The sequence below is a fragment of the Streptomyces ambofaciens ATCC 23877 genome (assembly GCF_001267885.1).
In the GTDB taxonomy this organism is placed as follows: domain Bacteria; phylum Actinomycetota; class Actinomycetes; order Streptomycetales; family Streptomycetaceae; genus Streptomyces; species Streptomyces ambofaciens.
The window spans coordinates 5,270,669-5,296,603 of record NZ_CP012382.1 but is presented as its reverse complement, the minus strand read 5'-3'; the positions used below and the strand labels follow the sequence as shown (position 1 = coordinate 5,296,603).

Annotated in this window: 23 protein-coding genes and 2 tRNA genes; 7 read left to right on the top strand and 18 right to left on the bottom strand. The window is 71.3% G+C overall.

What is annotated here, in order from left to right:
• Nucleotides 1-115: 115 nt before the first annotated feature.
• Nucleotides 116-532 carry a Fur family transcriptional regulator gene (locus tag SAM23877_RS23670; protein ID WP_053136827.1) on the top strand — a complete coding sequence of 139 codons (417 nt, stop codon included), beginning with the start codon at nucleotides 116-118 and terminating at the stop codon, nucleotides 530-532.
• 142 nt (nucleotides 533-674) lie between these two features.
• Here the strand turns inward: SAM23877_RS23670 and SAM23877_RS23665 are convergent.
• The 4 genes from SAM23877_RS23665 to SAM23877_RS23650 all read right to left on the bottom strand — a co-directional run bounded on the left by SAM23877_RS23665 (nucleotide 675) and on the right by SAM23877_RS23650 (nucleotide 6,043).
• A tRNA-Met gene (locus SAM23877_RS23665) sits at nucleotides 675-748 on the bottom strand.
• 99 nt (nucleotides 749-847) lie between these two features.
• A complete protein-coding gene (locus SAM23877_RS23660) occupies nucleotides 848-2,665 on the bottom strand; it encodes a tetratricopeptide repeat protein (RefSeq protein ID WP_053136824.1) in 1,818 nt (605 codons plus the stop codon).
• Nucleotides 2,666-2,904: 239 nt separating this feature from the next.
• Nucleotides 2,905-2,978 (bottom strand) — tRNA-Met (locus SAM23877_RS23655).
• Nucleotides 2,979-3,073: 95 nt separating this feature from the next.
• Entirely contained in the window at nucleotides 3,074-6,043 is a 2,970-nt protein-coding gene (locus SAM23877_RS23650; protein WP_053136821.1) for a UPF0182 family membrane protein, read from the bottom strand.
• Nucleotides 6,044-6,207: 164 nt separating this feature from the next.
• On the opposite strand from SAM23877_RS23650, the gene SAM23877_RS23645 reads away from it, so the two are divergent.
• The gene (locus SAM23877_RS23645) at nucleotides 6,208-6,750 is read left to right on the top strand and encodes a PPA1309 family protein (RefSeq protein ID WP_053136818.1); all 543 of its coding nucleotides are present in this window, start codon (nucleotides 6,208-6,210) and stop codon (nucleotides 6,748-6,750) included.
• Nucleotides 6,751-6,792: 42 nt separating this feature from the next.
• Here the strand turns inward: SAM23877_RS23645 and SAM23877_RS23640 are convergent, their stop codons facing one another.
• The 4 genes from SAM23877_RS23640 to SAM23877_RS23630 form a co-directional block, all read right to left on the bottom strand.
• Nucleotides 6,793-7,887, bottom strand: coding sequence for a YlbL family protein (locus SAM23877_RS23640; RefSeq protein WP_053136815.1), 1,095 nt, complete (start codon nucleotides 7,885-7,887; stop codon nucleotides 6,793-6,795).
• A 52-nt stretch (nucleotides 7,888-7,939) separates the two neighbouring features.
• The gene (locus tag SAM23877_RS40305) at nucleotides 7,940-8,104 is read right to left on the bottom strand and encodes a hypothetical protein (RefSeq protein ID WP_167355238.1); all 165 of its coding nucleotides are present in this window, start codon (nucleotides 8,102-8,104) and stop codon (nucleotides 7,940-7,942) included.
• Between the two features lie 123 nt (nucleotides 8,105-8,227).
• Nucleotides 8,228-8,689 (bottom strand): molybdenum cofactor biosynthesis protein MoaE, encoded by a 462-nt coding sequence (locus SAM23877_RS23635; protein ID WP_053136812.1) that lies wholly within the window; start codon nucleotides 8,687-8,689, stop codon nucleotides 8,228-8,230.
• 298 nt (nucleotides 8,690-8,987) lie between these two features.
• Nucleotides 8,988-10,109, bottom strand: a complete 1,122-nt coding sequence (locus SAM23877_RS23630) for an SDR family oxidoreductase (protein ID WP_053136809.1) — start codon at nucleotides 10,107-10,109, stop codon at nucleotides 8,988-8,990.
• A 192-nt stretch (nucleotides 10,110-10,301) separates the two neighbouring features.
• On the opposite strand from SAM23877_RS23630, the gene SAM23877_RS23625 reads away from it, so the two are divergent.
• On the top strand, nucleotides 10,302-11,768 hold the full coding sequence (locus SAM23877_RS23625) for a zinc-dependent metalloprotease (RefSeq protein ID WP_053136806.1): 1,467 nt from the start codon (nucleotides 10,302-10,304) through the stop codon (nucleotides 11,766-11,768).
• On the top strand, nucleotides 11,765-12,280 hold the full coding sequence (locus SAM23877_RS23620; RefSeq protein WP_053136803.1) for an NUDIX hydrolase: 516 nt from the start codon (nucleotides 11,765-11,767) through the stop codon (nucleotides 12,278-12,280). Before SAM23877_RS23625 ends, SAM23877_RS23620 begins: the two co-directional genes overlap by 4 nt.
• A gap of 63 nt (nucleotides 12,281-12,343) precedes the next feature.
• On the opposite strand, the gene SAM23877_RS23615 is transcribed toward SAM23877_RS23620, so the two are convergent.
• From SAM23877_RS23615 to SAM23877_RS23600, 4 genes are all read right to left on the bottom strand, one after another.
• Nucleotides 12,344-13,099, bottom strand: a complete 756-nt coding sequence (locus SAM23877_RS23615; RefSeq protein WP_053136800.1) for an AIM24 family protein — start codon at nucleotides 13,097-13,099, stop codon at nucleotides 12,344-12,346.
• A gap of 18 nt (nucleotides 13,100-13,117) precedes the next feature.
• Complete coding sequence (locus tag SAM23877_RS23610) at nucleotides 13,118-13,798, bottom strand: AIM24 family protein (RefSeq protein ID WP_053136797.1); 681 nt, start codon at nucleotides 13,796-13,798, stop codon at nucleotides 13,118-13,120.
• A gap of 13 nt (nucleotides 13,799-13,811) precedes the next feature.
• Nucleotides 13,812-15,587, bottom strand: coding sequence for a TerD family protein (locus tag SAM23877_RS23605; protein WP_053136794.1), 1,776 nt, complete (start codon nucleotides 15,585-15,587; stop codon nucleotides 13,812-13,814).
• Between the two features lie 169 nt (nucleotides 15,588-15,756).
• On the bottom strand, nucleotides 15,757-16,353 hold the full coding sequence (locus SAM23877_RS23600) for a M48 metallopeptidase family protein (RefSeq protein WP_053136791.1): 597 nt from the start codon (nucleotides 16,351-16,353) through the stop codon (nucleotides 15,757-15,759).
• Nucleotides 16,354-16,648: 295 nt separating this feature from the next.
• On the opposite strand from SAM23877_RS23600, the gene SAM23877_RS23595 reads away from it, so the two are divergent.
• Together SAM23877_RS23595 and SAM23877_RS23590 are read left to right on the top strand one after the other, a co-directional pair.
• On the top strand, nucleotides 16,649-17,863 hold the full coding sequence (locus SAM23877_RS23595; protein WP_053136788.1) for a TOMM precursor leader peptide-binding protein: 1,215 nt from the start codon (nucleotides 16,649-16,651) through the stop codon (nucleotides 17,861-17,863).
• Nucleotides 17,856-19,241 (top strand): ABC1 kinase family protein, encoded by a 1,386-nt coding sequence (locus SAM23877_RS23590; protein WP_053136785.1) that lies wholly within the window; start codon nucleotides 17,856-17,858, stop codon nucleotides 19,239-19,241. Before SAM23877_RS23595 ends, SAM23877_RS23590 begins: the two co-directional genes overlap by 8 nt.
• A gap of 107 nt (nucleotides 19,242-19,348) precedes the next feature.
• Here the strand turns inward: SAM23877_RS23590 and SAM23877_RS23585 are convergent, their stop codons facing one another.
• The 4 genes from SAM23877_RS23585 to SAM23877_RS23575 all read right to left on the bottom strand — a co-directional run bounded on the left by SAM23877_RS23585 (nucleotide 19,349) and on the right by SAM23877_RS23575 (nucleotide 22,914).
• Nucleotides 19,349-19,672 carry a hypothetical protein gene (locus tag SAM23877_RS23585; protein WP_053136782.1) on the bottom strand — a complete coding sequence of 108 codons (324 nt, stop codon included), beginning with the start codon at nucleotides 19,670-19,672 and terminating at the stop codon, nucleotides 19,349-19,351.
• On the bottom strand, nucleotides 19,669-20,037 hold the full coding sequence (locus SAM23877_RS23580; protein WP_053136779.1) for a WhiB family transcriptional regulator: 369 nt from the start codon (nucleotides 20,035-20,037) through the stop codon (nucleotides 19,669-19,671). Before SAM23877_RS23580 ends, SAM23877_RS23585 begins: the two co-directional genes overlap by 4 nt.
• Nucleotides 20,038-20,212: 175 nt before the next feature.
• Nucleotides 20,213-20,545 carry a hypothetical protein gene (locus SAM23877_RS37785; RefSeq protein ID WP_162492124.1) on the bottom strand — a complete coding sequence of 111 codons (333 nt, stop codon included), beginning with the start codon at nucleotides 20,543-20,545 and terminating at the stop codon, nucleotides 20,213-20,215.
• A gap of 164 nt (nucleotides 20,546-20,709) precedes the next feature.
• Entirely contained in the window at nucleotides 20,710-22,914 is a 2,205-nt protein-coding gene (locus tag SAM23877_RS23575; RefSeq protein WP_079030390.1) for an ATP-dependent DNA helicase UvrD2, read from the bottom strand.
• A gap of 167 nt (nucleotides 22,915-23,081) precedes the next feature.
• Between SAM23877_RS23575 and SAM23877_RS23570 the strand changes: the two genes are divergently transcribed.
• Nucleotides 23,082-23,324 (top strand): mycoredoxin, encoded by a 243-nt coding sequence (locus SAM23877_RS23570; protein WP_053136774.1) that lies wholly within the window; start codon nucleotides 23,082-23,084, stop codon nucleotides 23,322-23,324.
• A 101-nt stretch (nucleotides 23,325-23,425) separates the two neighbouring features.
• On the opposite strand, the gene nudC is transcribed toward SAM23877_RS23570, so the two are convergent.
• Together nudC and SAM23877_RS23560 are read right to left on the bottom strand one after the other, a co-directional pair.
• Nucleotides 23,426-24,370: an NAD(+) diphosphatase gene (nudC, locus tag SAM23877_RS23565; protein ID WP_053136771.1), complete on the bottom strand. Its 945-nt coding sequence runs from the start codon at nucleotides 24,368-24,370 to the stop codon at nucleotides 23,426-23,428.
• A gap of 160 nt (nucleotides 24,371-24,530) precedes the next feature.
• A complete protein-coding gene (locus tag SAM23877_RS23560) occupies nucleotides 24,531-25,934 on the bottom strand; it encodes a dipeptidase (protein ID WP_053142800.1) in 1,404 nt (467 codons plus the stop codon).
• Between the last annotated feature and the right edge of the window lies 1 nt (nucleotide 25,935).

Below are 25,935 nucleotides of genomic sequence, written 5' to 3'. Positions count from 1 at the left end.
CTGTCCCTTGGCTAATGCCGGTCTCGATCCTACAATGGACATTGTCTAAGTCAAGTAAGGCTCCAAAGTCACACACGTTCGGGACCTGGTCCCCCTAGCTGTTAGGCTGGCCTCCATGAGTGACCTACTGGAACGGCTGCGCGGGCGCGGATGGCGCATGACCGCGCAGCGGCGCGTGGTGGCCGAGGTCCTCGAGGGCGAACACGTCCATCTGACGGCCGACGAGGTGCACGCGCGGGCCGTGGACAAGCTCCCCGAGATCTCCCGGGCGACCGTCTACAACACCCTGGGCGAGCTGGTCTCGCTCGGCGAGGTGCTCGAGGTCGCGACGGACAAGCGCGCGAAGCGGTACGACCCGAACGCGCACCGGCCGCACCACCATCTGGTCTGCGCCCAGTGCGGCGCGATCCGCGACGTCCACCCGACCGGCAACCCGATGGCCGACCTCCCCGACTCGGAGCGCTTCGGCTTCACCGTCTCGGACGTCGAGGTGACCTACCGCGGCACCTGCCCGAACTGCGCGGCCGCGTAGTCCCTTCCTCGTACGAGTGGAGCCCCGGCATCCTGCGATGCCGGGGCTCCACTCGTGCGCGACCGCTGCTTGCTGCGAGTGCTGTCACGGCCCAACGCACCGAGGGCCGGAACCCTTTCGGATTCCGGCCCTCGGCCTTCAGTAGCGGGGACAGGATTTGAACCTGCGACCTCTGGGTTATGAGCCCAGCGAGCTACCGAGCTGCTCCACCCCGCGGCGATGAATGGAACATTACGTCAACCCTTCGACCAGAAGCAAATCGCTTCCGCTCGGGCCGCGCCCCCGCCCCGCCGGGCAGCGCGGAGGGGCACGGCGTCACGCCGACAGCTCCTGCCGCAGCGCGTCCCGCAACCGAGCCGCCCGTTCTGCCACCTCCCGCGGGCCGAGCGAGACGGCCCGGTCGGCCCACCGCTGCCCCTCGGCCAGCTCCCCCCGCCGCGCGCAGACCAGTGCCAGCCGCAGCGCCGCCCGTCCGTGCCCCGCGTCGGCCGCACGGCGCCACCACACGACGGCCTCCGGCTCGCTCCCCTCCCGCGCCAGCAGCAGCCCGAGGTTGAACGCGCCGTTGCGGGACCCGGCCTCGGCCGCCTCCCGGTACCACCGCGCCGCGTCCACCACGTCACCCCGGGCCGCGGCCAGCATTCCGACCCGTACCTGGGCACGGCGGTGACCCTGGGAGGCCGCCCGCTCGTACCACTCCTCACACTCGGACTTCTCGTGCGCGGGCTCGCCCAGCTCATGGGCGGGCGCGGGCGGCCGCCGGGCGTCGAGCACCGTCGCCAGGCGGTAGGCGGCCTCCGCGCTGCCGCCCCCCGCCGCGCACCGCAGGAACCGCTCGGCTTCGCGTTCGTCCCCCGCGCGCAGGCGCGCCATCCCGACCTGCAGGGCCGCCTCCGTGTGTCCGGCGGCGGCGGCCCGCTCGTACCAGCGCAGCGCCGCCCGCTCCTCACCGCGTCCGGCGTGCAGGATGCCGAGGTTGAAGGCGGCGTCGACACTGCCCGCCTCGGCGGCCTTGGAGAACCACGGCTCGGCGCCGGTCTCGTCCCCGCCGCGCAGCAGCAGGATCGCCAGCGCGTTGGAGGCCTCCCGGTGTCCGGCGTAGGCGGCCCGGCGGTACCACTGCTCGGCCTGCGTGGTGCGCCCCTGTTCGGCGCAGAGCAGCCCGAGGTTGTACGCCCCGTTGTCGTCCCCGGCGTCCATCGCGGCGCGGTACCAGCGCTCGGCGGTCTGCGTCTCGCCGCGCTCGGCGTGCAGCGCGCCGAGCGCGTTGGCGGCGTTGCCGTCGCCGTCCTGGGCGGCCCGCAGCCACCACACGGCGGCGCTCTCGACGTCCCCGGCGTCCCGGAGCAGGAAGCCGAGCGCGCAGGCGGCGCGGGCCTCGCCGTCCTTGGCGGACGTCAGGTACCAGCGGCCGGCCTCCTTCAGCTCGCCCCGCTTCTCCAGGATCGTCCCGAGGTGCAGGGCGGCCCGCCGGTGGCCGCGCGCGGCGGCCTGCCGGTACCACTGCTCGGCCTCCTCGGCCGCCGGGGCGGCCGGCGCGTCCGCGGACTCCCGGTCCGGTCCGGCACCCCGGTCCAGCGTCCGGGCCAGCCGGTAAGCGGCCTCACGGTGTCCGCGCTCGGCCGCGGCCCGCATCCACCGCTCGGACCCTGCCGCGTCGCCGCGGTGCTCCAACAGGTCCGCGAGCGCGTAGGCGCCCAGCACGTGCCCCTGTTCGGCGGACTGGCACAACCAGTACTCGGCGGCGGGCTCGTCCCCGCGCTCGCGGAAGTGCCGCCCCAGGGCGTGCGCGGCCGCGGCGGACCCGGCGACGGCGGCGATCCGCCACCACCCGGCGGCCTCGTCCGCGTATCCGCGCTGGTGCAACAGGACGCCCAGGTTGTTGGCGGCGGCTCGGTCGCCGGCCGCGGTGGCGGCACGCAGGTGGGTCTCGGCGCCGTCGAAGTCGCCGCGGCGCAGCAGCATCGCGCCGAGGACACTCATCGCCTCGACGTCACCTGCGTCGGCGGCGATCCGCCGACGCACTTCCTCGGCGGCCTCGTCGGCGACTTCCTGAGCCTCGTCCGCGGTCTCCTCCTGACCTGACGGCTGGGCAAAACGCCCTGTGCCGAACAGATTTGCCATGTCCCCCATAACGTCCATCGTCGCACCACCTGCAACCTGGGTACATCCGGTATACCGCAGCCAGTGAGGTCACTTCAGCGTTTTGTCGACATGCCCACAGGGAGACAAGTCAAACACAGATCGGCCCAACTCCCCTTGGCGGCGCGGCCGTCGCTCCCGTCGGCACATGCGTTCGCACATCACGAAGGCCCGGATTCCTTGTGGAATCCGGGCCTTCGTGGTCGCTCGCACGTAGCTCACGACTTCAGTAGCGGGGACAGGATTTGAACCTGCGACCTCTGGGTTATGAGCCCAGCGAGCTACCGAGCTGCTCCACCCCGCGCCGTTGTGTTCACAACCGTATCACGGCGCGGGGTGGGCTCTGACCAGCTCGAACGACCGGGCTCGGGTGGGCGCGGCCGGCTCGCGGCAGCGCCGTCAGCCGCTGTCCGAGCCTCCGCCGGCGTCGCCGGTCGGTGAGGCGCTCGGACTCGCCTTGCCGTCCTCGCCCTTGTCCCCGTTCTTGCCGCCGGCGCTCCCGTCGGCCTTGGCCTGTGCGTCCTCGGCCCGCCGCAGCGCCTCCTCCAGATCCTTCTGCGCCTCGGCGTACGCGGCGAGGTCCTTCTGCTCCAGGGCCGTCTGGCCGGCGTCGAAGGCCTTCTGGGCGTCGCTCAGCGCTTCCCGGACCGTGGGGTTGGTGGACGTCGGCGGTGGCTCGGTCGTGTCCTCGCCCTCGTCCGCCGGTGGGTCGGGATCGGCGGCCTGTGCCCCGAAGACCTTGTTGAGGGCCTCGTCGAGGGTGTTCTCGAAGGCGGTGTTGCCCCCGTAGCTCACCAGCACCTTGCGCAGCAGCGGGTACTTGAGGTCGCCGCCGCGTACGTAGACCGGTTCCACGTAGAGCAGTCCGCCGTCGAGCGGCACCGTCAGCAGGTTGCCGTACTCGACCTCCGAGTCGCCGCCTCTCAGCAGCCTGATGGACTCGGCGATGTCCTGTTCGGAGTTGAACTGGCTCTGGACCTGTTTGGGTCCGTCGACGGTCGTGCTCGTCGGCAGTTTCAGGATTCTGATCTTGCCGTAGCCTTCCGTCCCCGCTTCGGCGTCGACCGCCATGAACGCGCTGAGGTTGTCACGTCCGTTGGGTGTGAAGGTCGTCGTGAGCGAGAACGCCTGCTGCTGCTGATCGGGCATCTTCATGCTGAGGTAGTACGGCGGTACCGCGTCGCCCGACTTGTTGGTCGGGTCGTCCGGCACCTGCCACACCTCGCTGCCGCTGAGGAACGTGTTGGCGTCCTTCACGTGGTAGCGCGTGAGCAGCTCGCGCTGGACCTTGAACAGGTCCTGCGGATAGCGCAGATGCGCCATCAGGTCGCCCGAGATCTCGCTCTTGTCCTTCACCGTGTTCGGGAACGCCTTCATCCAGGTCTTCAGGACCGGATCCTTGGTGTCCCACTGGTAGAGCTTGACGTCGCCGCTGTACGCGTCGACGGTCGCCTTCACGGAGTTGCGGATGTAGTTGACCTGGTTCTGCTGGGCCACCACCGCGCGCGAGTTGTTGTTGGCGGTCAACGAGTCCGCCGTGGTGTCGCCCAGCGTCGTACGGGATGCGTACGGATAGCCGTTCGTCGTCGTGTAGGCGTCGACGATCCACTGGATCCGGCCGTCCACCACCGCCGGGTAGGCGTCGCCGTCGATGGTCAGCCACGGGGCGACCGCCTCGACGCGCTCCTTGGGCGTGCGGTTGTACAGGATCCGCGAGCCCTCGCCGATCGCGCCGGAGTAGAGGATCTGCGGCTCGCTGAACGCGGCCGCGTACGCCGCCCGGTTGATCGGGTTGGACAGGTCGACCCCGCCGTCGCCCTTGTAGCTGAACGTCTTCTCCCCGGTGTCGTCGGAGTAGTCGATCTCCTTCTGGGGACCGCCGACGATCGAGTACGTGGTGGTCTTCTCGCCGTAGTACACCCGCTGCTCGTACGTGCCGAGGTCGCCCTCGGACGGCAGGTCGGACTCGGTGAAGACCGGACGGCCCTCGGGGTCGACCTCGGTACCCCTGGCCGCGACGACGCCGTAGCCGTGGGTGTAGCGGAAGTGGTTGTTGATCCAGTTCTTCTTCGGGATCCCGGCCAGGTTCAGCTCACGCAGACCGATGACCGTGTCCTGGTCCTTGCCGTCCTTGGCGTAGCGGTCGACGTCCAGGTTGGTCGGGAACGCGTAGTAGTTACGCATCTGCTGGAGCTGCTGGAACGTGGGCGAGACGATGTTCGGGTCCATGATCCGCACGGACGCCGCGGCGTCCGCGTCGTCCCGGAGCTTGGTCTTGTCCTTGGTCTCGCTCCTGCCCGGGTACTCGGCGACCTGGGTGCCCTCGATGCCGTAGGCGTCGCGCGTCGCCGTCAGGTTCTTCTCGACGTACGGCGCTTCCTTGGCCTGCTCGTTCGGCTGGACCTGGAACTTCTGGACGAGCGCCGGGTACAGACCGCCGATGAGGATCGCGGAGAGCACCATGAGGCCGAAGCCGATCACCGGCAGCTGCCAGGTGCGACGCCACAGGGTCGCGAAGAACAGCAGCGCGCAGATGACCGCGATGCAGAACAGGATCGTCTTGGCCGGCAGGTAGGCGTTGGCGTCGACGTACCGCAGGCCGGTCCAGTTGTCGGTCGCCTTGAAGTCGCTGGACTTCACCGCCAGCCCGTACCGGTCGAGCCAGTAGGCGACGGCCTTGAGGGCGACGAAGATGCCGAGGAGCACCGAGAGGTGCCCGGTGGCCGCGGCCGTGGCGCGCGCGCCGGGGCTGGTGACGCGCAGCCCGCCGTACAGGTAGTGGGTGAGCGCGGCCGCGATCACGGAGATGATCACGGCGGCGAAGCCGAAGCCCAGCAGGAACCGGTACCAGGGCAGGTCGAAGGCGTAGAAGGCGACGTCCAGCTTGAACTGGGGGTCCTTCTGCCCGAAGGACACGCCGTTGACCCACATCAGCCAGGTCCGCCACTGACCGGACGCCGAGGCGCCGGCGATCAGGCCGACCAGGGCGGTGATGCCGAAGAGCAGCCACTTCTTGTACGGGGCGATGCCCATCCGGTACCGGTCGAGATTCTGCTGCTCCATCGACATGGCGCTCAGCGGCGGCCGCAGCCGGTGGGCCAGCCAGATGTTGAACCCGACGGCCAGTGCCATCAGCAGGCCGAACACGAAGAACAGCCCGATCTTGGTCCACAGGGTCGTCGTGAACACCGACGAGTAGTGGACCGACCGGTACCAGAGCCAGTCCGTCCAGAACCCCGCGAACATGGTGAACGCCATGCCGAGCACGGCCAGGACACCGAGTGTCATCAGCAGGGTTCGGACGCGCCGGGACGGGCGGCCCACTCTGATCCGCGGCCCCGTCGGGGGGCCTCCGCCGCGGTCCGGCATCTGGAAAGCCAAGGTGCGCACCTCGAAGTTCGCTGTTGATCCGTCAGGCCCTCGGGTTCGCGGGCCCCCCGTGCGCCCCCGTGATCGTGGGCCCACACATATGCAACTTACTCATCGTTTACTCGGTTCCCGATTCGGGCCAGTAACGAGGCAGGATTGTGACCATGTCCAACACCCCCATGGCAGCGAGCCCCCTCACCCGGGCCGTACTCGAGATCGACGAGTACGTCTCCGGCCTCGGCTGGGACCAGCCCGCACGCCTCTTTGCACTTGTCGACACCGCCCGCCTGAAGGCGGACCAGCCCTCGCTCGCGGACCGGCTCGGTCTGCAGGCCGAGCCGGAGAGCTCCGGCCTGACCCCGATCGAGCAGGACGAGATTCCAACGGACCAGCCGCTCGACGAGTTCCTGGGCACGATCGCCTGGCCCGACGCGGTGGTCGGCTGCGCCCTCGCCGTGGAGCGCCTGATGCTGCCGCCTTCCGCCGAGGCCCAGGTCCCCCAGGGCCTGAACGAGACGAAGCTGGCGCAGTGGGTGGCGGAGCACCCGGACCGCCAGGAGGTCCGCATGACGGTCGCGGTCCTGCGCGACGGCAGCCGCGACTCGGCCCTGCGGCTGCGGGAGAAGGACACGGCCACGGAGGTGCTCACGGGCTCCGACCTGGTGCCGGGACTGGCCCAGGCTCTGACGGCGACCTTCGAGGAGTAGCGGGGACCCGCCCCGCCGGGAGCCGGCTACCGCCGGGGTCCGTCAGCCCTCCGCGCACTTCGGCAGGTCGGCGGTCTTCCCCGAGCGGATGTCGCCGAGCGCGCCGAGGGCGTCGTCGATGGTGTCCACCTTCACGAGGGTGAGCCCGTCGGGGATGTCCTCGGCGGCGGCCGCGCAGTTGTCGGCGGGCGTCAGGAAGTACCTGGCCCCCTTGGCGCGCGCGCCGATGGTCTTCATCCCGATGCCGCCGATCGGACCGACCTTGCCGGTGTCGTCGATCGTGCCGGTGCCGGCGACGAACTTGCCGCCGGTGAGGTCGCCCGGGGTGAGCTTGTCGTAGATGCCGAGGGCGAACATCAGGCCGGCGCTCGGGCCGCCGACGTCGGCCAGCTTGATGTCGATGGAGAACGGGAACGTGTGGTCGGTCCCCGCGGAGATCCCGACGACGGCGCGCTTCTCGCCGGCGTCGTCGGAGGCCTCGGTGGTGATCGTGACCTTCTCGGTCTTCGTGGGCGTGCGCTTCGCCTTCTCCGCGGCCGCCTGCTCCGCGGCGGGCACGATGGTGAAGACGACGTCCTGTCCGGGCTTGTGCTCGGTCACCAGATCGGCGACGTCCCCGGGCTTCTCGACGGCCGTCCCGTCCACGGCCTTGATCACGTCACCGGCGTGCAGCCTGCCCTCGGCCGGGGAGTCCTTGACCACGGTGGAGACGACCACCCAGGACTTCACCGGGATGTCGAGCGCCTTCAACGCGGCGACCTTGGCGCTCTCCTGGGACTGGCTGAACTCCTCGGCGTTCTCCTGGGTGGCCTCTTCCTCCGTCTTGCCCTCCGGGTAGAGGGTCTCGTGCGGCACCACGCGGTTGTCGTGCGCCAGCCAGCCGTAGACCGCCTCCACGAGGTTCATCTTGTACTCGGCGCTGGTGACCCGGACGGTGGTCATGTTCAGATGACCGCCGGCCTCGTAGGTCTCGCGTCCGGAGATCTGCAGCACCGGCTCGCCGTCGTGATCGCCAAGAGTGTTCACCGTCGGCCCCGGGGACATCTCCGAGTACGGCACGGGGATGAACACACCCGCGCACAGGAGCGCGATCAGCATCAGGGTGGAGGCGAGCATCGTCGCGGTGCGGCGTGGCATGGCACGACAGTACGGGACGCGGCTGTCGGAACACCGTCAGGGCGGTGCCCGGTCAGGCGCCGGTACGGGGCCTCTCCATGGCCTCGCGGAACCGGGCGTACCCGTCCAGTTCGGGGCCGTCGCCCCTTACCCTGCGGGTGCGGTTGGCCCAGCTGCCCCACAGACCCGCGCCGACGGCGGCGACCAGCGGAATCAGCAACCAGGCGAGCGCTGCCATGACGACCTCCCAACCCCGTGAGCTCCGCGACTGACTGATCAGCAGATTAACGATCCGCAGTGACAACGCTCACGCCGGGGGGGCGGTTACGCAACCGGAGGTACGCAGGCGACGGTGGTCCCGTCAGCAGGCACCCACCCACTCCTCGGTCCCGTCGGAGAACGTCTGGTGCTTCCAGATGGGCACCTCGTGCTTCAGGTCGTCGATCAGCTTCCGGCACGCGTCGAAGGCCTCTCCCCGGTGCGGGCAGGACACGGCGACGACCACGGCGAGGTCTCCCACCTCCAGGTCCCCCACACGGTGGACGGCGGCGAGCGCCCGTACGGGGTACGCCGCGACGACCTTCTCGGCGATCCGCCGCATCTCGGCCTCGGCGCTGGGGTGGCAGGAGTACCCGAGACGGTCTACGTCGGTGCCTCCGTCGTGGTTGCGCACCGTCCCCACGAACAGCGCGGTACCGCCGGCCGCGTCGTCCCCGACGGCCCGGAAGACCTCGTCCACGGAGAGGGGCGTCTCCCGGATGCCGATCAGCTTGACGGGGTCCGGGGCGGCCAGCTCGCCCGGGTGATCGCTCGTGGTTGCCATGCGTCCATCGTGCCCCACGGCACGGACGGCGCGGAATAGCGTCATCACCCGGCACGCACGCGTACCGCTTTGGAGCCTCCTACAGGGCGGCCCGTGACCGGCGGGCGCGGGGGCCGTGGCAGGCCGGTGGGACGTACTCCCCCGGCCGGCCGGTGCGGGCGGTCCATGACAGGCCGTGGGCGTCCTCCTGTGACCAACCCGGCGGCGAACCATGGTCGACCGATGCGGGCGCCCCGGACGAACCCTGCGGGCGCCCCGGGCCGACAGGTGCGGGTGGGAGGGCCCGAGAGGCGGTCCGTCAGATGCGGCGCCGCGCCTTGCGCGCCCGACGCACCACCGCCGCCGCGCCCAGCAGCGCCACCGTGGCCCCCGCGGCTCCCGCCGCCGTCGCGTCCTTGCGGCCGAGGCGCCGCCCGGCGACCGTGTGCCGCCCGGAGACCTCCTCCAGCAGCTCGGCGAGGACCTCCTCGTTGGTGTACTTCGGCCGCCATCCGGCGTCGTGCAGCCGGCTGCCGCTCACCACCCAGGGGTACATCGTGTACGCCAGGTCACCGGCCGGTGAGGGCGTCAGCCCGATCCGGTGCAGCCGGGCCGCGGCGCCGAGCGCGACCGCCGACGGCAGCTCCATCCGCCGGACCCCGCTGAGCTCCTCGACCTCCTCCTGCTCCAGCCACCCGTCGCACCCGACGGCCAGTTCCCCGTCGGCCTTCTCCAGGACGGCGTACTCCAGGGCGCTGCACAGATCGTCGATGTGGCAGAACTGCCAGGCCGGCCGCGACCCGGCCACGACCAGCAGCCGAGGCGACTCGAAGTACCTGGTCAGCGCGGTGTCGACACCCCCGACCAGTACCGCCGGGCGGACGACGGTCACGTTCAGCCCGGGGTGCGCCCGCGGCGCCCGGCGCGCGAGCCGCTCGATCTCCAGCAGGTCCCCGACGCCCGTCGCCTCGGCCGTGGCGCGCAGTTCGGCGTCCTCCGACAGCGGCAGCTCGTTGTCCGGGAGGGCGCCGTAGACCATCGCGGAGGTGCACAGCACGACCCGGTGCACACCGGCCGCCGCGGCCGCGGTCAGGACGGTCTGTGTCCCCCGGACGTTGTAAGCCGTCCGCGCGGCCGCGTCCGTCTCCAGATCGAGGTCGAGCGCCAGGTGCACCACGACGTCCACGCCGCGCAGCTTCTCGGCGATGGCGGGGTCCCGTACGTCCAGGATCTGCCACTGCGCCGCCGCGCACTCCCCACGCCGTTCGTCGATGGCCACGACCTGTCTGACCTCGTCGGACGCGGCGAGCCGCTCGGTGAGCAGCGCTCCGACCCCGGAGGCGGCACCGGTGACCGCGACGACGGGTCCGCGCGCGCCGGGGCGGGCGGAACTGGTTGACTGGTTTCGCGCTGCGCGAACCTGCGGATCTGGGGAACTCACCGGGCGTCTCCAGCGGTTGTCTTCAGTACGGGCGCGCTCGACGCGTACGTACCAGGTGGCATCCATCCTGCCGCAGGCCGTCAGTCGGCGAAGCACCGAGGCCCGAACCGCCCCAGGTGTCTACGCTGGGTGTGAAAGTCGGGCAGCCGTGCCGCCGGAAAGAACCGGCGGCCCTACCAGCCGAGGAACCCCGTGAGTGACACCCCATTCGGATTCGGCCTTCCGCCGGAGGAGCCGGACGACGGCGACGAGGGCAAGAAGAAGGACCAGCAGGGCGGCGGTGGTCAGGGACCGGCCAACCCGTTCGGATTCGGGACGCCCGGAGCCGGCGGCTTCGGCGGCCCCGGTGCGGACAACCCGTTCGCTGCCATGTTCGGTTCCATGAACCCCACCGATCTGGGCGCCGCCTTCCAGCAGCTCGGCCAGATGCTCTCCTACGAGGGCGGCCCGGTGAACTGGGACATGGCCAAGCAGATCGCCCGCCAGACGGTCTCCCAGGGCACGCCGGACGGCACCAAGGACGCCAGCGTGGGTCCCGCCGAGCGCAATGCCGTCCAGGAAGCCGTCCGTCTGGCCGACCTGTGGCTGGACGACGCGACCGCGCTGCCGTCGGGCGCGGGCACCGCCGTGGCCTGGAGCCGCGCGGAGTGGGTCGAGGCGACGCTGCCCGCCTGGCGGGAGCTCGTCGATCCGGTCGCCGAGCGCGTCGGCACCGCCATGGGTGACGTGCTGCCGGAGGAGATGCAGGCCATGGCCGGCCCGCTGATCGGCATGATGCGATCCATGGGCGGCGCCATGTTCGGCACGCAGATCGGCCAGGCCGTCGGTGTGCTCGCGGGCGAGGTCGTGGGCTCGACCGACGTGGGTCTCCCGCTCGGCCCGGCCGGCAAGGCCGCACTGCTGCCGGTGAACATCGAGGCGTTCGGCAAGGACCTCGGCGTGGCGCAGGAGGAGGTGCGGCTGTATCTCGCCCTGCGCGAGGCCGCCCACCAGCGGCTCTTCGCCCATGTGCCGTGGCTGCGCTCGCACCTGTTCGGCGCGGTCGACGGCTACGCCCGCGGGATCAAGGTGGACACGGCCAAGCTGGAGGACGTGGTCGGCCAGTTCGACCCGCAGAACCCCGAGCAGCTGCAGGAGGCCCTTCAGCAGGGCATGTTCCAGCCGGAGGACACGCCGGAGCAGAAGGCGGCGCTGGCCCGGCTGGAGACGGCTCTGGCCCTGGTCGAGGGCTGGGTGGACGCGGTGGTGCACGCCGCCGCCAAGCCGCGTCTGTCCTCCGCGGACGCGCTGCGCGAGACACTGCGGCGCCGTCGCGCCTCGGGAGGCCCGGCGGAGCAGACGTTCGCCACGCTGATCGGTCTGGAGCTGCGCCCGCGCCGGCTGCGCGACGCCTCCCGCCTGTGGGCGTCGCTGACGGACGCGCGTGGTGTCGACGGCCGGGACGGCCTGTGGGCCCACCCGGACATGCTGCCGACCGCGACCGACCTGGACGACCCGGACGGCTTCGTGCACCGTGAGCAGCTCGACTTCTCCGAGCTGGACAAGATGCTCGGCGAGGCGGCCGGCAAGCCCGACCTGCACAAGAAGGACGAGAAGGGGCGGGACGGCGAGGGCCAGGCCGGGACCGGGGCCGACGGCGGGAGCGACGACGCCGAGTGAGCCTCCACGACGACGCGATCCTGGTCCTCAAGGGGTACGAGGGCCAGGACGACCTGCGGCAGGTCTACCTGGACCATCTCGCCACGCACCCCGACGGTCTGTGGAAGGCCTGCGGGGACGGGCACATCACGGCGAGCGCCCTGGTGATCGACCCCTCGCGCGGGCAGGTCCTGCTGACCCTGCACAAGAAGCTGCGCATGTGGCTGCAGATGGGCGGCCACTGCGAGCCCGTCGACGAGACCCTCGCCGGGGCGGCCCTGCGCGAGGGCGCGGAGGAGTCCGGCATCGCCGGTCTGACCCTGCTCCCCGGCGGCCCCGTGCGACTCGACCGGCACCACACGCCCTGCGCCTGGCACCTGGACGTCCAGTACGCGGCGGTGGCTCCGGACGGGGCCGTGGAGGCGATCAGTGACGAGTCCCTCGACCTGCGCTGGTTCCCGTACGCCGAGGTCGCGGACGTGGCCGACGAGTCGGTCGTGCGCCTGCTGGAGGCGACCCGGGCCCGGCTCTGACGGGTAAGGGGTGACCGCCAGACGATCACCCCTTACCGGCCGGCCTACCGGTCCGCGCCGCGCTCAGCTCCAGACGTTGCCCTGGTTCTGGCCGCGGGCTCCCTGCTGGCCCATGCCGTACTGCGCGGACAGGCCCGAGCCGATCTGCGCGTTCTGCGGCGGCAGCAGCTCGCTGGGCTGGACGAGCGCGAAGCCGCTGCCCATGAAGTTCAGCTCCCAGCCCTCACCGGTACTGCCCCGGCGCCGCCACACCCCGGACGAGTGCGTCTGGGCCTGCATCTGCACACGCAGACCCGTGGACCAGGCGACGATCGCGTCCGCGTCGCAGTTGACGTACTTGTCGGGCGTCACCTGCATGAGCAGGGGGGCACCCGAGGTCATCAGGGCGACCCTCCCCCGGCCGGTGATGTTGAGCTGGTACTTCCCCGAGCCGGAGATGCCGTACAGGCTGTCGACCGCGATGACCTCGTGGTGCAGGGACGAGTCCATCGCCAGCACGTAGCTGCTGTCGACGGTGAGCCCGTCCTGCTCGACGTCCATCACGTGGATGCACTGGGCGAGGTTGGCGAAGAAGACCGTGCCCTGCCCGTGGCAGCGCATCAGGTCCAGGCCCTCACCCGTGTGCGCACGCGCGCGCGACTGGTTGTTGCTCTGGTACTCGGCGTCGAACTCGACGAGGCCCTGGTAGGCGACCATCGTGCCCTTGCGGGCGAGTACGTCGTCGTGGCCCTCCAGGGCGACGCGGAGCATGTGCTTGTTCTGCAGGCTCCAGGCTTCCTGGGTCTGCTGGTCGTTGTAGGCGAAAAGCGGGCTCTGCATGGTGTTTCTCGCTCCCCCTCAGCCCCGGACCCGGAGGCGGTCGGTGCTGTCCTCGCTGGGCTGGACGACGACGATCCCCTGACCGGAGAAGGCCATCTGGTAGGCCTCGCCGCTGCCGCGGCCGATCAGCGACTGCGCCTTGAAACTGCGCTTGCCCTTCACCTTGAGGTTCGGGGACCAGGCGACGAGCGCGTCCGGGTCGACGTACGTCTCGTCCTCACCGCCACCGCAGTCGACCACGATCGGCTTGCCCCGGGAGGTGAGCGCCACCCAGCCCTGGCCGGAGATCTTGGTGTTCCACAGGCCCTGGCCGGCGAACTTCGCCAGCCCCTTGACCCGCTCGACACCCCACGTCAGGTGGGCGTCGAAGGCGAGCAGGTTGGTGGCGTTGACGGAGATCCCGTCGCCGTTGAGGTTGATGACGACGACGTTCGCGCCGTAGTCGGCGAGGTAGAGCAGGCCGTCGCCGGAGCACTTCATCAGGGGCGCGCCCTCACCGGTGGCCCAGTCGCGGGCGATCTGGCGGACGGCCGGCGGATTGGGCTCGTACTGGACGAAGCCCTCGTACGCGACCATCGAGCCCACGCGCGCGAGGAGGTCGTGTCCGGTCTGCATGGCGACCTTCAGCATGTGGTTGCCGTGGTTCTCCATACGGGCGGTGACCGGTGCGGGAGCGTAGCCCGCGAGCGGCTGGTTCATGTCGGGCTCTCCCTCAGATCTCGTACGGCTGGACGACGACGAAGTTGCCGGGCGCCGCCCGGAACTGCAGGTTGACGCTCTCGCCGGTGTCACCCGCGTAGGAGTTGCGGCGCATCCGCACCTGGCTGGAGACGACCACCTGGGCCGCGGCGGACCAGGCGACGACCGCGTTGCAGTCGGCGAACGTGGTGGGCGTGACGGGCAGCACCACGGGCACGCCGTGCGTCTTGACCACGATCGTGCCGGTCCCCTGGAACTGCATCGTGAACAGCGCGCCCCCGGGAATGCCGTGCCCCTCGATGCGGCGGACCTCGTACTGGAGGCTCTCGTCGAAGGCGAGGACGTTCTCCGCGGAGACGCAGATGGCGTCGCCCTGGAGCTCGATGGGGTGCAGCATCGCGGAGTTGTCGGCGAGGAACACCTGTCCCTTGCCGGTGCAGCGCATCAGCTGCATCTCCTGGCCCGTGGCGTTGCCCACGACCCGGCCGGCGAATCCGGCGCCCTTGTAACTGAAGTCGACCTTGCCCTGGTAGAGCACCATGCTGCCCTGCCGGGCCAGTACGGGCTGGCCTTCGGCGCCGAGGTCGACGCGGACCAGCTTCTTGTTCTGCTGCGTCCAGCGCTGCCCGGTCGCCGTCTCACGGAACTGCTGGAGCGCGGCCGTCACACCGGCGCCCTGCGGTGCGCCTTGCGGGATTCCCTGCGGTGCGCCTTGGGGCACGGCGCCGTGCGGGGCGCCCTGCGGCATGCCGGGCGGGGCTCCGTAGGGAGCCTGCTGGCCGTAGCCAGGGGGCGGGGTCGGCTGGCCGTACCCGGGCGGCGGGGGTGGGGCCTGGGGGGTCTGCGGCTGGCCGTAGCCGGGAGGCGGCGGGGCGGTCTGGCCGGGGACCTGACCGTACGGCGACTGCTGCTGACCGGGCAGGCCCGGCTGGCCGTAACCCGGCGGCGGAGCCGGGGCCGCCACCGGGGAGCCGCCCGGCGGGGTGTTCATGGGGGCGACGATGGTCTGCGCGGCGTGCACGTCCGGACCGGACGCGGGGGCCGGGGGTGGGGTGGCGCCCGGCGTTGGGGCGAAGCCCTGCGCGGCGGGCTGCGGCGCCGACTGCGGTACGGGGGCAGGGGACGGCGCGGGTGCGGACACGGCCGCAGGTGCGGCGGGAGCACCGAACGCCGGAGGCGCCGCGGCCTGGGCGGGCGGGGCGAAGCCCGGGACCGCGCCGGCCTGCGCCTGCTGCGCCTGCTGCGGTGCGGGTGCCTCCTCCTCGGCCACCTCGCCGCCGAAGTTCCTCAGCAGCGCGTCCAGCCCGCCGTCGAAGCCCTGGCCGACGGCGGCGAAACGCCACACGTCCTTCAGGTAGAAGTCGCCCAGCATCACGGCGCGCTCGGTGGAGAACTCCGAGCCGCTGAACGGGTACCGGGCCACCTCCTCGCCGCCCGCGACGATCCGGACGTATCCGGAGGAGACCTGGGACATCTGCCCGGCGCCGTCGATCGTCGCCGTGAAGGACAGCTTCTGGATCTGCGGCGGGATCCGGTCGAGGGTGACCCGGAACGACTCCGTGTCCCCCGCCTGCGCACCCAGGAGCTGGATGGATTCCTCGGGGGTCTTCGGCTGGTTGAAGAACACGAAGTACCGGTCGTCCGACAGCCGCTCCTCGGCGTCGAGACCGAAGCAGCTGATGTCGAAGCTCAGCCCGGGGCCGGAGATCTGCACGCCTACGTACAGATCCGTGCCCGCGGTGAGGTCACTGATCCTGGCCTTGTGGCCGCGTTGGAATTCCCTGGCCATGCGTTACGACCGTCCCCCATCCGAATGTAAGTGCGTCGCGCCAGGCTAACGGCTGTCCCGGACACCGGAAGGCGTCGGTACAGACCCGGTACAGAACACGTGCCGGGCCGTGTCGAGCCGTGCAGGACCGTGTCGGACACCCCGGCGGGGCACGCCTCGAGGACGCGCGCTATTCGTTGCGGGCGCCGGGCACGTGCGGCAGACGGTCGGCGGCGACCACGCCCTCGAGGTAGCCCCGGGCCCGTTCGGTCCGCGGATACGCCTCCAGCAGCCGCCAGAAACGCGGCCCGTGCCCGGGGACGAGCAGATGCGCCAGCTCGTGGAGAAGGACGTAGTCGACGACGTACTCGGGCATGCCCTGCAGGCGGTGCGACAGCCGGATGCTTCCCTCGGACGGCGTGCACGAGCCCCAGCGCGTGTTCTGGTTGGTGACCCAGCGCACCGAGGCGGGCCGGGCCCGCCCCTCGAAGTACTGGCCCGACAGCCGCTCCGCGCGCTCGGCCAGCTCGGTGTCGCCGAGGACGCGCTTGCTCTCCTGGGCGGCCAGCTTGTCCAGCATGACGCTCACCCAGCGCCGCTCCTCCGCCTCGGACATGCGGGCGGGGATCAGCACGACGGTGCGGTCGCCCTCGCGGTACGCGGAGACCGTCCGGCGTCGCCGGGTGCTCCTGCGGACTTCGATCGCGCTCGTCGCCGAGCCGTCCGGCGGCGGATTCGTCGGTGTGCGCTGGGACGCCCCGGCGCGGTGCAGTGGGTCGGCGGACACGCCACGACGTTACCCGCTGCACACGGGGAAGTCCCGGCTCCGGGAGCGCACGGCGCCGATCCGCGGCTCTCCCGTGAGGTGCACGACTGATTTGTACGACTGGGTTTCTACGACTGGGTTTGTACGACGAATACCCACTGGCTGTGGACAACTTTCGACGCCCGGTCACGGATCCGGGCATGCTGGCACTCGTCGACGGATTCACGGCTGATCCGACAAACCGGTACGTGTCCGGCCATCGCCGGGTCAGCGGTGAGCTCGACCGTCTACGACGATCCACGGGGGAGGAGCTGGCATGCATCCGATGGTGAAACCCGCGCTCAGGCGCGGCTGGCGCGATCTGAACACCGTGCAGTTCGGGATGACGCCGGCGCACGCGCTGATGCTGGGCCCGGTGGACACCGCGACGGGCAGCTTCCTCGAACTGCTCAACGGCACCCGCGGGCCAGAGCTCCTGCGCGAGGAGGGCCGCCGCATGGACCTGCCGGACGGGCACGTCGACCGGGTGCTGGACCGGCTGGGCCGGGCCGGGCTCCTCGACGACTCCCGAGGCGGCGGGCCGGACGCCGACGCCCTGCGGGAGAAGAAGGAGGTCCTCGACCGGCTCCGCCCCGACCTGGCCTCGCTGTCCCTGACCACCTCCGAACCGGGTGACGCGATCCGGCACCTCGCGGCCCGGCGATCCCTCCGGGTGCGGGTCATGGGAGCGGGACGGGTGGGCGCGGTGCTGTCCGCCCTGTTGTCCGGTGCCGGAGTCGGCGGGGTCGACGTGCTCGACGGCGGATGCGTGGAGCCGTGGGACGTCACCCCGGGCGGGCTTCCCGCCGAGTCCGTCGGCGACCGCCGGGACGAGACGGCCCGCCGTGTGGTCCGCCGCGCCGCCCCCGACCGACCGCCGCGTGGCGGTCCCGCCTCTCCGTCCGGGGAGGCCGCTCCGGGATTCTCCCTGGTGGTCGTCGCCCCGCGCGACGATGTCGCGGTACACGCCCCCGACCCCGCCACGGCGGAGTCCCTCATGGCCTCCGGTACGCCCCATCTGTACGCGGGAGTCGTGGAGGGGACCGGCATCGTCGGCCCCCTCGTGCTGCCCGGTGAGACGGGCTGCGCGGGCTGCCTGCACGCGGACCGCACCGACCGGGACCCGGTCTGGCCCCGCCTGGTCGCACAGTGGCGCTCCGGCACCCGGCTCCGGGTGCGGCCCTGTGACCTCACCCTCGCCACGACGGTCGCCGGGCTGGCCGCGGCCCACGCGCTCGCCTTCCTGGACGGCCGGACGCCCTCCAGCGCGGGCGCGCGGTGGGAGGTCTCGCTGCCCGGTCTGCGGTGGCACACGCGCCCGGTCCCGGCGCATCCGGCGTGTCCGTGCGGTGCCGCCGGAAAAGGTGGGCAGGAACACACCTCCGAGTACGGGGAGCGGCGCGCGACAATGGCTGGGCAAGGGCCGTCAGCGGGAGTACGCCGTAAGGCAGTACCGGCGCGGCCGGCTGTGACTTGGAGGGCGCATGTCTGATCTTCCGCGCAAGGCGGTCACCCGGACCGCCAAGCTCGCCGCGCTCCCGCTCGGCTTCGCCGGGCGGGCCACCTGGGGGCTCGGCAAGCGAATCGTGGGCGAGTCCGCGGAGATCGTCGGCCAACAGTTGCAGCAGCGCACCGCGGAGCAGTTGTTCAAGGTGCTGGGCGAGCTCAAGGGCGGGGCGATGAAGTTCGGGCAGGCCCTGTCCGTCTTCGAGTCGGCGCTGCCCGAGGAGGTCGCCGGCCCCTACCGGGCGGCGCTGACCAAGCTGCAGGAAGCGGCACCGCCGATGCCGACGCGCACGGTGCACGGTGTGCTCGCGGAGCGGCTCGGCGAGGACTGGCCCGACCTGTTCCTGGAGTTCGAGGACAAGCCGGCCGCGGCCGCCTCGATCGGTCAGGTGCACAAGGCGGTGTGGCACGACGGCCGCGAGGTGGCGGTCAAGGTGCAGTACCCGGGGGCCGGCGAGGCCCTGCTGTCCGACCTGAACCAGCTCAGCCGCTTCGCCCGCCTGCTGGGCCCGCTGGTCCCCGGCATGGACATCAAGCCGCTGATCACGGAGCTCAAGGACCGCGTCTCGGAGGAGCTGGACTACGACCTGGAGGCACAGGCCCAACGGACGCACGCCGAGGAGTTCGCGGACGACCCGGACATCGTCGTCCCGGACGTCGTCCACCAGTGCGAGCAGGTACTGGTCACCGAGTGGATCGACGGCATCCCCCTGTCCGAGATCATCGCGGGAGGTACGCCGCAGCAGCGCGACCGGGCCGGGCAGTTGCTGGCCCACTTCCTCTTCTCGGGTCCGGCACGCACCGGGCTGCTGCACGCCGACCCGCACCCCGGAAACTTCCGGCTGCTCCCCGGCGGGCCGGACGGCGAGGACGACTGGCGCCTCGGCGTCCTCGACTTCGGCACGGTCGACCGCCTCCCGGGCGGTCTGCCCGAACCCATCGGGGCGGCCCTGCGGATGACCCTGGACGGCGAGGCCGACGCCGTCTACGAGATGCTCTGCGCGGAGGGCTTCGTCAAGGAGTCGATAGAGCTGGAGCCCGACGCGGTCCTCGACTACCTTCTGCCGATCATCGAACCGGCACGTGTGGACGAGTTCACGTTCACCCGCAGCTGGATGCGGAGCCAGGCGGCCCGGATCGGCGACCCGCGCTCCCCCGCGTACCAGTTGGCCAAGCAGCTCAATCTGCCGCCCGCCTACCTCCTGATCCACCGGGTGACCTTGAGCACCATCGGTGTGCTGTGCCAGCTGGGGGCGACGGTGCGGCTGCGCGATGAGCTGGAGGAGTGGCTCGTAGGGTTCCGCCCCGAGGACGAGGACGCAGGGGGCGTGTACGACGTGGACGGGACGGCAGCGGAGGCGTGAGCCTCCGGCGCTGAGCGCGCCGTGGGGGCCGGTCCGTTCGGACGGACCGGCCCCCACGGGGAAGAGCTCGCCTCCCGAGCCGGGAGGCCACCGCTACGGGTGGTCGGTTACTGCATGACCGCCATGGCGAGTGCGCGCCGGGCGCGCATCGAGGCGCGCTCGGCCCGGCGCTGCATCCGGCGAGCGGTCGCCAGGCGCAGCGCCCGGCGTTCCTGCTCGGCCTGCTGCAGGCGGTCGTGCATATGCGCACGAGCCAGGGCTTCTGGGATGAGTTGCATCTCTCGGGTCCTGTTCTGACGCGAGTCCTTCGCGCCGCTGGTGGTGAAGTCTTCAGGCGTGGTGCCTGCGATGTCGTGGGTGGACGGCTTCATCGGGGCCTGCTTCTTGGGGTCGTTCGTGAGGGGACGGTCGATCGTTCCTGTGGTGTTCATGCGGTGACCGGGTTCTTGCGCGGGCGACCACGGGGCCGCTTCCGGGCAACGACGACACCCTGGACGAACAGCTCGCCACCCCAGACGCCCCAGGGCTCACGCCGCTCCTTGGCACCGGCGAGGCAGGCCTCGATCAGCGGGCAGGTGCGGCAGAGGGACTTGGCGTACTCCACGTCGGCCGGCGACTCGGCGAAGAAGACCTCCGGGTCGTAGGAGCGGCACGGGACGGGCACGCCCAGGTTCTCGATGGCGTCGTCGAGCGCGGTGAGCGCGGTGAGCGGGGTCAAGGCGGGGTCCTCCGTGGGGACGGGCTTGGGGATCGTGTCGGAAGGCGGTACGGACGGGGCGTGCGCTTCGAGTTGCACGGGTGGTCTTCCTCGTCTGGTCGTGCCGGCCGGTCGGCCGGTTGGCGGCTTGGTACCGGGTTCTTTTCTTGTCCCGAGGCTCCTTCGTGCTGCCGTCCCCGTTCGGGGACAAACAGAAGGGCCGCGGATCCCGGGTGGGGTTCCGCGGCCCTGAAGGCGCCGGCCTGATCGACGATCAGGCTGGATCACTCCAGGGTTCTGGCCCACGGAAGGCCCACATCAGGTGGTGCTGCGTCGTCTGCTTCCGGAATCCGGCACCGGTCGCGGTAAAGGCATAGGCATGTGCCTGTGCCGCTACTGCTGCTTCCAGTGCCTTGGTCGGTCGCTCATTGCGCTCACGGACGGGAAGGTCCGCGGCGGCAACGGAGGCGGAGGCCGGACGCACGGCGCGAATGCCGGACAGACCGGTGCCCGGGTTCGAGGCGCCGAGCGAGCACAGGGAGACGGCCGAGCGATCGGTCATTTTGGCGGTGGAGCTGACGATGGAGCTGAAGTTGATGCTGATCACAGGACTCGCCTCCTCTCGGCGTCTCGGGGGACTGGGATGAACCAGTCCGCGGATATGCAAGTACAGCACGGATTCAGGGCCTCCGGGAAGGCCGCTGCTCCCGTGACCAAGAACCTATGGGGATTCCCCAGGCATGCGCAAACTATTTTTCCGACGAGTTCGCATCAGTCGTCGTCGTCAAGCCCCACTCCGTCCTGGCCTGCGCAGATGGCCAGGACGTCGGCTCCGTAGCGGTTGAGCTTGCGCGCCCCGACTCCCGGGATCCGTGCCAGCTCGCGCTCGCCCTCGGGGACGGACTCGGCGATGGCCATCAGTGTCTTGTCGGTGAAGACGCAGAACGCGGGCTGCCCACTGCGTTCCGCCTGGAGCGCGCGCCACTCACGCAGCCGCTCGTAGACGCCCTCGTCCATGTCGGACGGGCAGTCCTCGCAGCGCATCAGCTTCAACTCGCCCGCATCGGTGAGGGTGCGCCCGCAGACCCGGCAGCGGGCAGGGGTCCGCTGGGTCCGTCTCGGAACGGCGGCGGCCACGGCGCCCCCGCTTCCGACGCCGCGTTCCACACCTCCGGGGCCGCCCGCGGCCGTACGCCCGGTCGCCGCGCCTGAGCCGGGCCGCAGCCCTTTCAGGAAACGGCTGGGCCGGCGGCTCGCCCGGCCGCCGGGCGAGCGCGCGAGTGCCCAGGAGAGGTGCAGGCGCTCACGCGCGCGGGTGACGCCGACATAGAGGAGGCGGCGCTCCTCCTCGATCTGCTCGTCGGTCTTTGCGTAGGTGATCGGCATCATGCCCTCGGCGACACCCACCAGGAAGACGACGTCCCACTCCAGTCCCTTGGCCGAGTGCAGGGAGGCCAGGGTGACCCCCTGCACCGTCGGAGCGTGCTGGGCGCCGGCCCGCTCGTCGAGCTCGGTGACGAGGTCGCTCAGTGTGGCGCCCGCCGCGGCGGCGGCGAAGTCCTGGGCGAGACCGACCAGGGCGGCCAGCGACTCCCACCGCTCGCGGACCGCGCCCGACCCGGCCGGGGGTTGCGTGGTCCACCCCTCCCCGGACAGCACGGCACGCACCTGGGAGGGCAGGTCGACGACGTCGTCGAGGAGGGAGTCGTTGCCGCCGAAGCGCGCGGCGGCCCGCAGGGAACTGACGGCTTTGCGCACCTCCGGGCGGTCGAAGAAGCGCTCGGCGCCCCGCAGCTGGTAGGGGACTCCGGCGTCGGCGAGAGCCTGTTCGTAGGTCTCGGACTGGCTGTTGGTGCGGAACAGCACCGCGATCTCGGCAGCCGGAACTCCCGCGTCGACAAGCTCCCGGATGCGGCGGGCCGCGCCCTCGGCCTCGGCCGGCTCGTCGGCGTACTCGGTGTAGACGGGCTCGGGGCCCGCGGGCCGCTGGGAGACCAGCTCCAGGCGGTGGTCGGCGGCTCGGCCGCTGGCCTGGGAGAGAAGGCCATTGGCGAGGTGCACGACCTGCGGGGTGGAGCGGTAGTCGCGGACCAGCTTGACGACGGTGGCACCGGGGTGACGGCTCCGGAAGTCGAGCAGATGGTCGGGGGTTGCTCCCGTGAACGAATAGATCGTCTGGCTGGCGTCACCGACCACACACACATCGTCGCGGTCTCCGAGCCACAGCTCCAGCAGTCGCTGCTGGAGGGGACTGACGTCCTGGTACTCGTCGACCACGAAGTGCTGGTACTGGGCGCGCACCTGCTCGGCGACGTCGTGCCGGTCCTGGAGGACGGCCACGGTGAGCAGCAGCACGTCCTCGAAGTCGATGACGGAGCGCCCGCGCTTGAGGTCCTCGTAGGCGGCGTAGAGCTGGGCGATCTCGGCGGGGTCGCGGGGTGCCTCGCGGCCGGCCTTGGCCGCCGCGAGGGCGTAGTCGGCGGGGACGGTCTGGGTGACCTTGGACCACTCGATCTCGGCGGTGACGTCGCGCAGCTCACCCCGTTCGAGGCGGATGCGGCAGGCGGCGGCCGCGTCGGCGACGAGCTGGATCTTGCGGTCGACGAGCCGGGGCAGGGAGCCACCGATCGCTTTCGGCCAGAAGTACTGGAGCTGGCGCAGCGCCGCCGAGTGAAAGGTGCGGGCCTGCACGCCCGCGGCACCGAGCTGGCGCAGCCGGCCGCGCATCTCACCGGCGGCGCGGTTGGTGAAGGTGACGGCGAGCACGCTGGACGGCTGGAGGATTCCGGCGCGCACTCCGTAGGCGATGCGGTGGGTGATCGCCCGGGTCTTGCCGGTCCCGGCGCCCGCCAGCACGCACACCGGACCGCGCAGGGCGGTCGCCACCTCGCGCTGCTCGGGGTCGAGCCCATCGAGCACCGCGTCGGCCGAGTCCGGTACCTGCGGGAAAAGGGTGGAGTGCGTTGCTGCTGTCACACCGCCATGCTGCCAGGTCGGTGGGAGACAGGTGAGTCGGTTGTCCACAGGCACGCACCGATAGTCGTACCGGTGCGACAGGCGTCACGTGCCGGGAATGGTGGCGCCGCCTCGGACGTTCCCTCCGTGCGACCTCATTTCCGAGCCGCCGAAGGAGCGCGAAACACATGCCGGGCACTGTGACGATGTACAGCACCACATGGTGCGGCTACTGCCGTCGGCTGAAGGGCCAGATGGACCGCGAGGGCATCGCGTACAACGAGATCAACATCGAGCAGGACCCGGAGTCCGCCGCGTTCGTGGAGAAGGCGAACGGCGGAAACCAGACGGTGCCGACCGTGCTCTTCCCGGACGGCTCGACGCTGACGAACCCGTCGCTCGCGCAGGTGAAGCAGAAGATCGGCGCGTGAGCGCTTCACCAGGACCGTCGTGACGTCGTAGAGGGGCTCTCCCGGTGACGTCGTAGAGGGGCTCTCCCCGGCCGGGGAGAGCCCCTCTACGACGTCCGGTCTCAGAAGGTGCCGCGCGTCGGCAGCGGCTTGCCGTACCAGAGTTCGATCAGGCGGGCCGCGATCGAGATGCCGTAGGGCGGGAGCACCTCACCGGACTCGAAGGCGGCGCCCAGCTCGTCGCGGGAGAACCAGCGGGCCTCGTGGATCTCTTCGCCGTCGACATTGATCTCGGTCGAGGTGGCGTGGGCCATGAAGCCCAGCATCAGGCTGGACGGGAAGGGCCAGGGCTGGCTGGCGACGTACTCGACGGGGCCGACGGTGACGCCGACCTCCTCATGCACCTCGCGGCGCACCGACTGCTCGATGGACTCGCCCGGCTCCACGAAGCCCGCGAGCGTCGAGAAGCGGCCCTCGGGCCAGTGCATCTGGCGGCCCAGCAGGATGCGGTCCTCGCCGTCCGTGACCGCCATGATCACGGCGGGGTCGGTACGCGGGTAGTGCTCGGCGCCGCAGGCGGGGCAGCGCCGGATGTGGCCGGCGGCGGCGATGACGGTCCGTTCCCCGCAGCGGGAGCAGAACCGGTGCAGGCGCTGCCAGTTCTCCAGGGCGACCGCGTGGGCCATGAGTCCCGCGTCCCGGGGCGACAGGAGCAGCCCGGCCTCGCGCAGGCCCGCCGCGCGGGCGGACTGGTCCATGCGGCCGGGCAGGGAGTCCTTCTGGAGGGCGAAGTAGCTGACGCCTTCCTCGTCGGTGCCCAGGAAGTAGCGGTGCGCCTCGGTGAGCGGGGCTTCGAAGGAGGGGGTCATGACGAGTTCGGTCCGCCCGTCGGGCGTCTCGTCGATGAGGGCCTGACCGCCGGAGACCACGAAGCAGCGCGTCGAAGGATGGCTCCACGCCGCCGCGAGCCAGGCCTCGTCGAGGCGGTGGTGGGCGGCGCGGTCGATGCCGCTCGGGGCGGTGAGCGAGATGGGACGGTCGGCTGTGTGGTCGGTCCAGGTGGTCACGGGTGCTTCCAACTCCCCCGGTGAGCGGTTCGGTTCGGCAGGCGGTTCAGCGGTTCGTACGGCGGGTGGCGACCGGGGCCGGGAGGGCTCGGCGGTGCGGGCGGCCTTACCAGTGTGCCGCGCCCGCGACACCGGTCCGGACGCGGACCGTGCAGGACGCTCAGGGCGCGTGGCGCCAGTGTTCCGCCAGGTCGCCCCACAGGTGGGCGGAGGCCTCGACGCCCTTCAGGAGCAGGTCGAGCTCGACCTTCTCGTTCGGGGCGTGCCAGCCGTCGGACGGTACGGAGATGCCCAGGAAGAGCACGGGCGCGCCGAGGACGTCCTGAAGGTCGGCGGCCGGTCCGGAGCCGCCCTCGCGGGTGAAGCGGACGGGTTTCTCGAAGGCCCGGCCCATGGCGCGGACCACGGACCGCAGCGCCGGGTGGTCCAGCGGGGTCAGGCACGGGCGGGTGGCGGATCCGAAGTCGATCTCGCAGCGGACGCCGGGCGGCACCTGCTCGGCGATCCAGTGGCGGACGGCTTTCTCCACCTGGTCGGGGTCCTGGCCCGCGACCAGCCGGAAGGAGAGCTTCACCATGGCGGACGAGGGGATGATCGTCTTGCTGCCCGGGCCCTGGTAGCCGCCGCCGATGCCGTTGACCTCGGCGGTGGGGCGGGCCCAGACGCGCTCCAGAGTGGTGTACCCGGCCTCACCGTGGGCGGCGTACGACTTGGCCGTGCGCAGCCACTGCCGCTCGTCGAAGGGCAGCTCGGCGAAGAGTGCGCGTTCGCGTGCGGTGAGTTCGACGACACCGTCGTAGAAGCCCGGGACCGCCACGCGTCCGTGCTCGTCGTGCAGGGCGGCGACGAGGCGGGCGACGGCGGTGGCCGGGTTGGGGACCGCGCCGCCGAAGGAGCCGGAGTGGACGTCCTGGTCGGGGCCGTGCAGCCGGATCTCGCACTCGGCGAGGCCGCGCATGCCGGTGCAGACCGTGGGGGTGTCCTCGGACCACATGCCGGTGTCCGAGACGATCACCGCGTCGGCGGTCAGCCGCTCGGCGCGCTCCTCGACCAGGGCGCGGAAGTGCGGGGAGCCGGACTCCTCCTCGCCCTCGATCAGCAGCTTCAGGTTCACCGCCGGGGCGGTGCGGCCGGTCGCGGCGAGGTGTGCGCGGACGCCCAGTGTGTGGAAGAACACCTGGCCCTTGTCGTCGGCCGCCCCGCGCGCGTAGAGGCGGCCGTCCCTGACGAGGGGCTCGAAGGGCTCACTGTCCCAGCCGTCCTCGCGGGCGGCGGGCTGCACGTCGTGGTGGCCGTAGACGAGGATCGTCGGGGCCTGCGGGTCGTGGGAGGGCCACTCCGCGAACACGGCGGGTGCGCCCGGGGTCGGCCACACCTCGACGGTCGGGAAGCCGGTCTCCTCGAGCTTGGCGGCGAGCCAGTCGGCGCTGCGCTGTACATCGGGTGTGTGCTCGGGCTGTGCCGACACGGACGGGATGCGCAGCCACTCGACGAGGTCGTCGAGGAAGACGGCGCGGTGGTGCTCGATGTACGTACGGACAGCGCTGTCCGGGGTCTCGCTCATG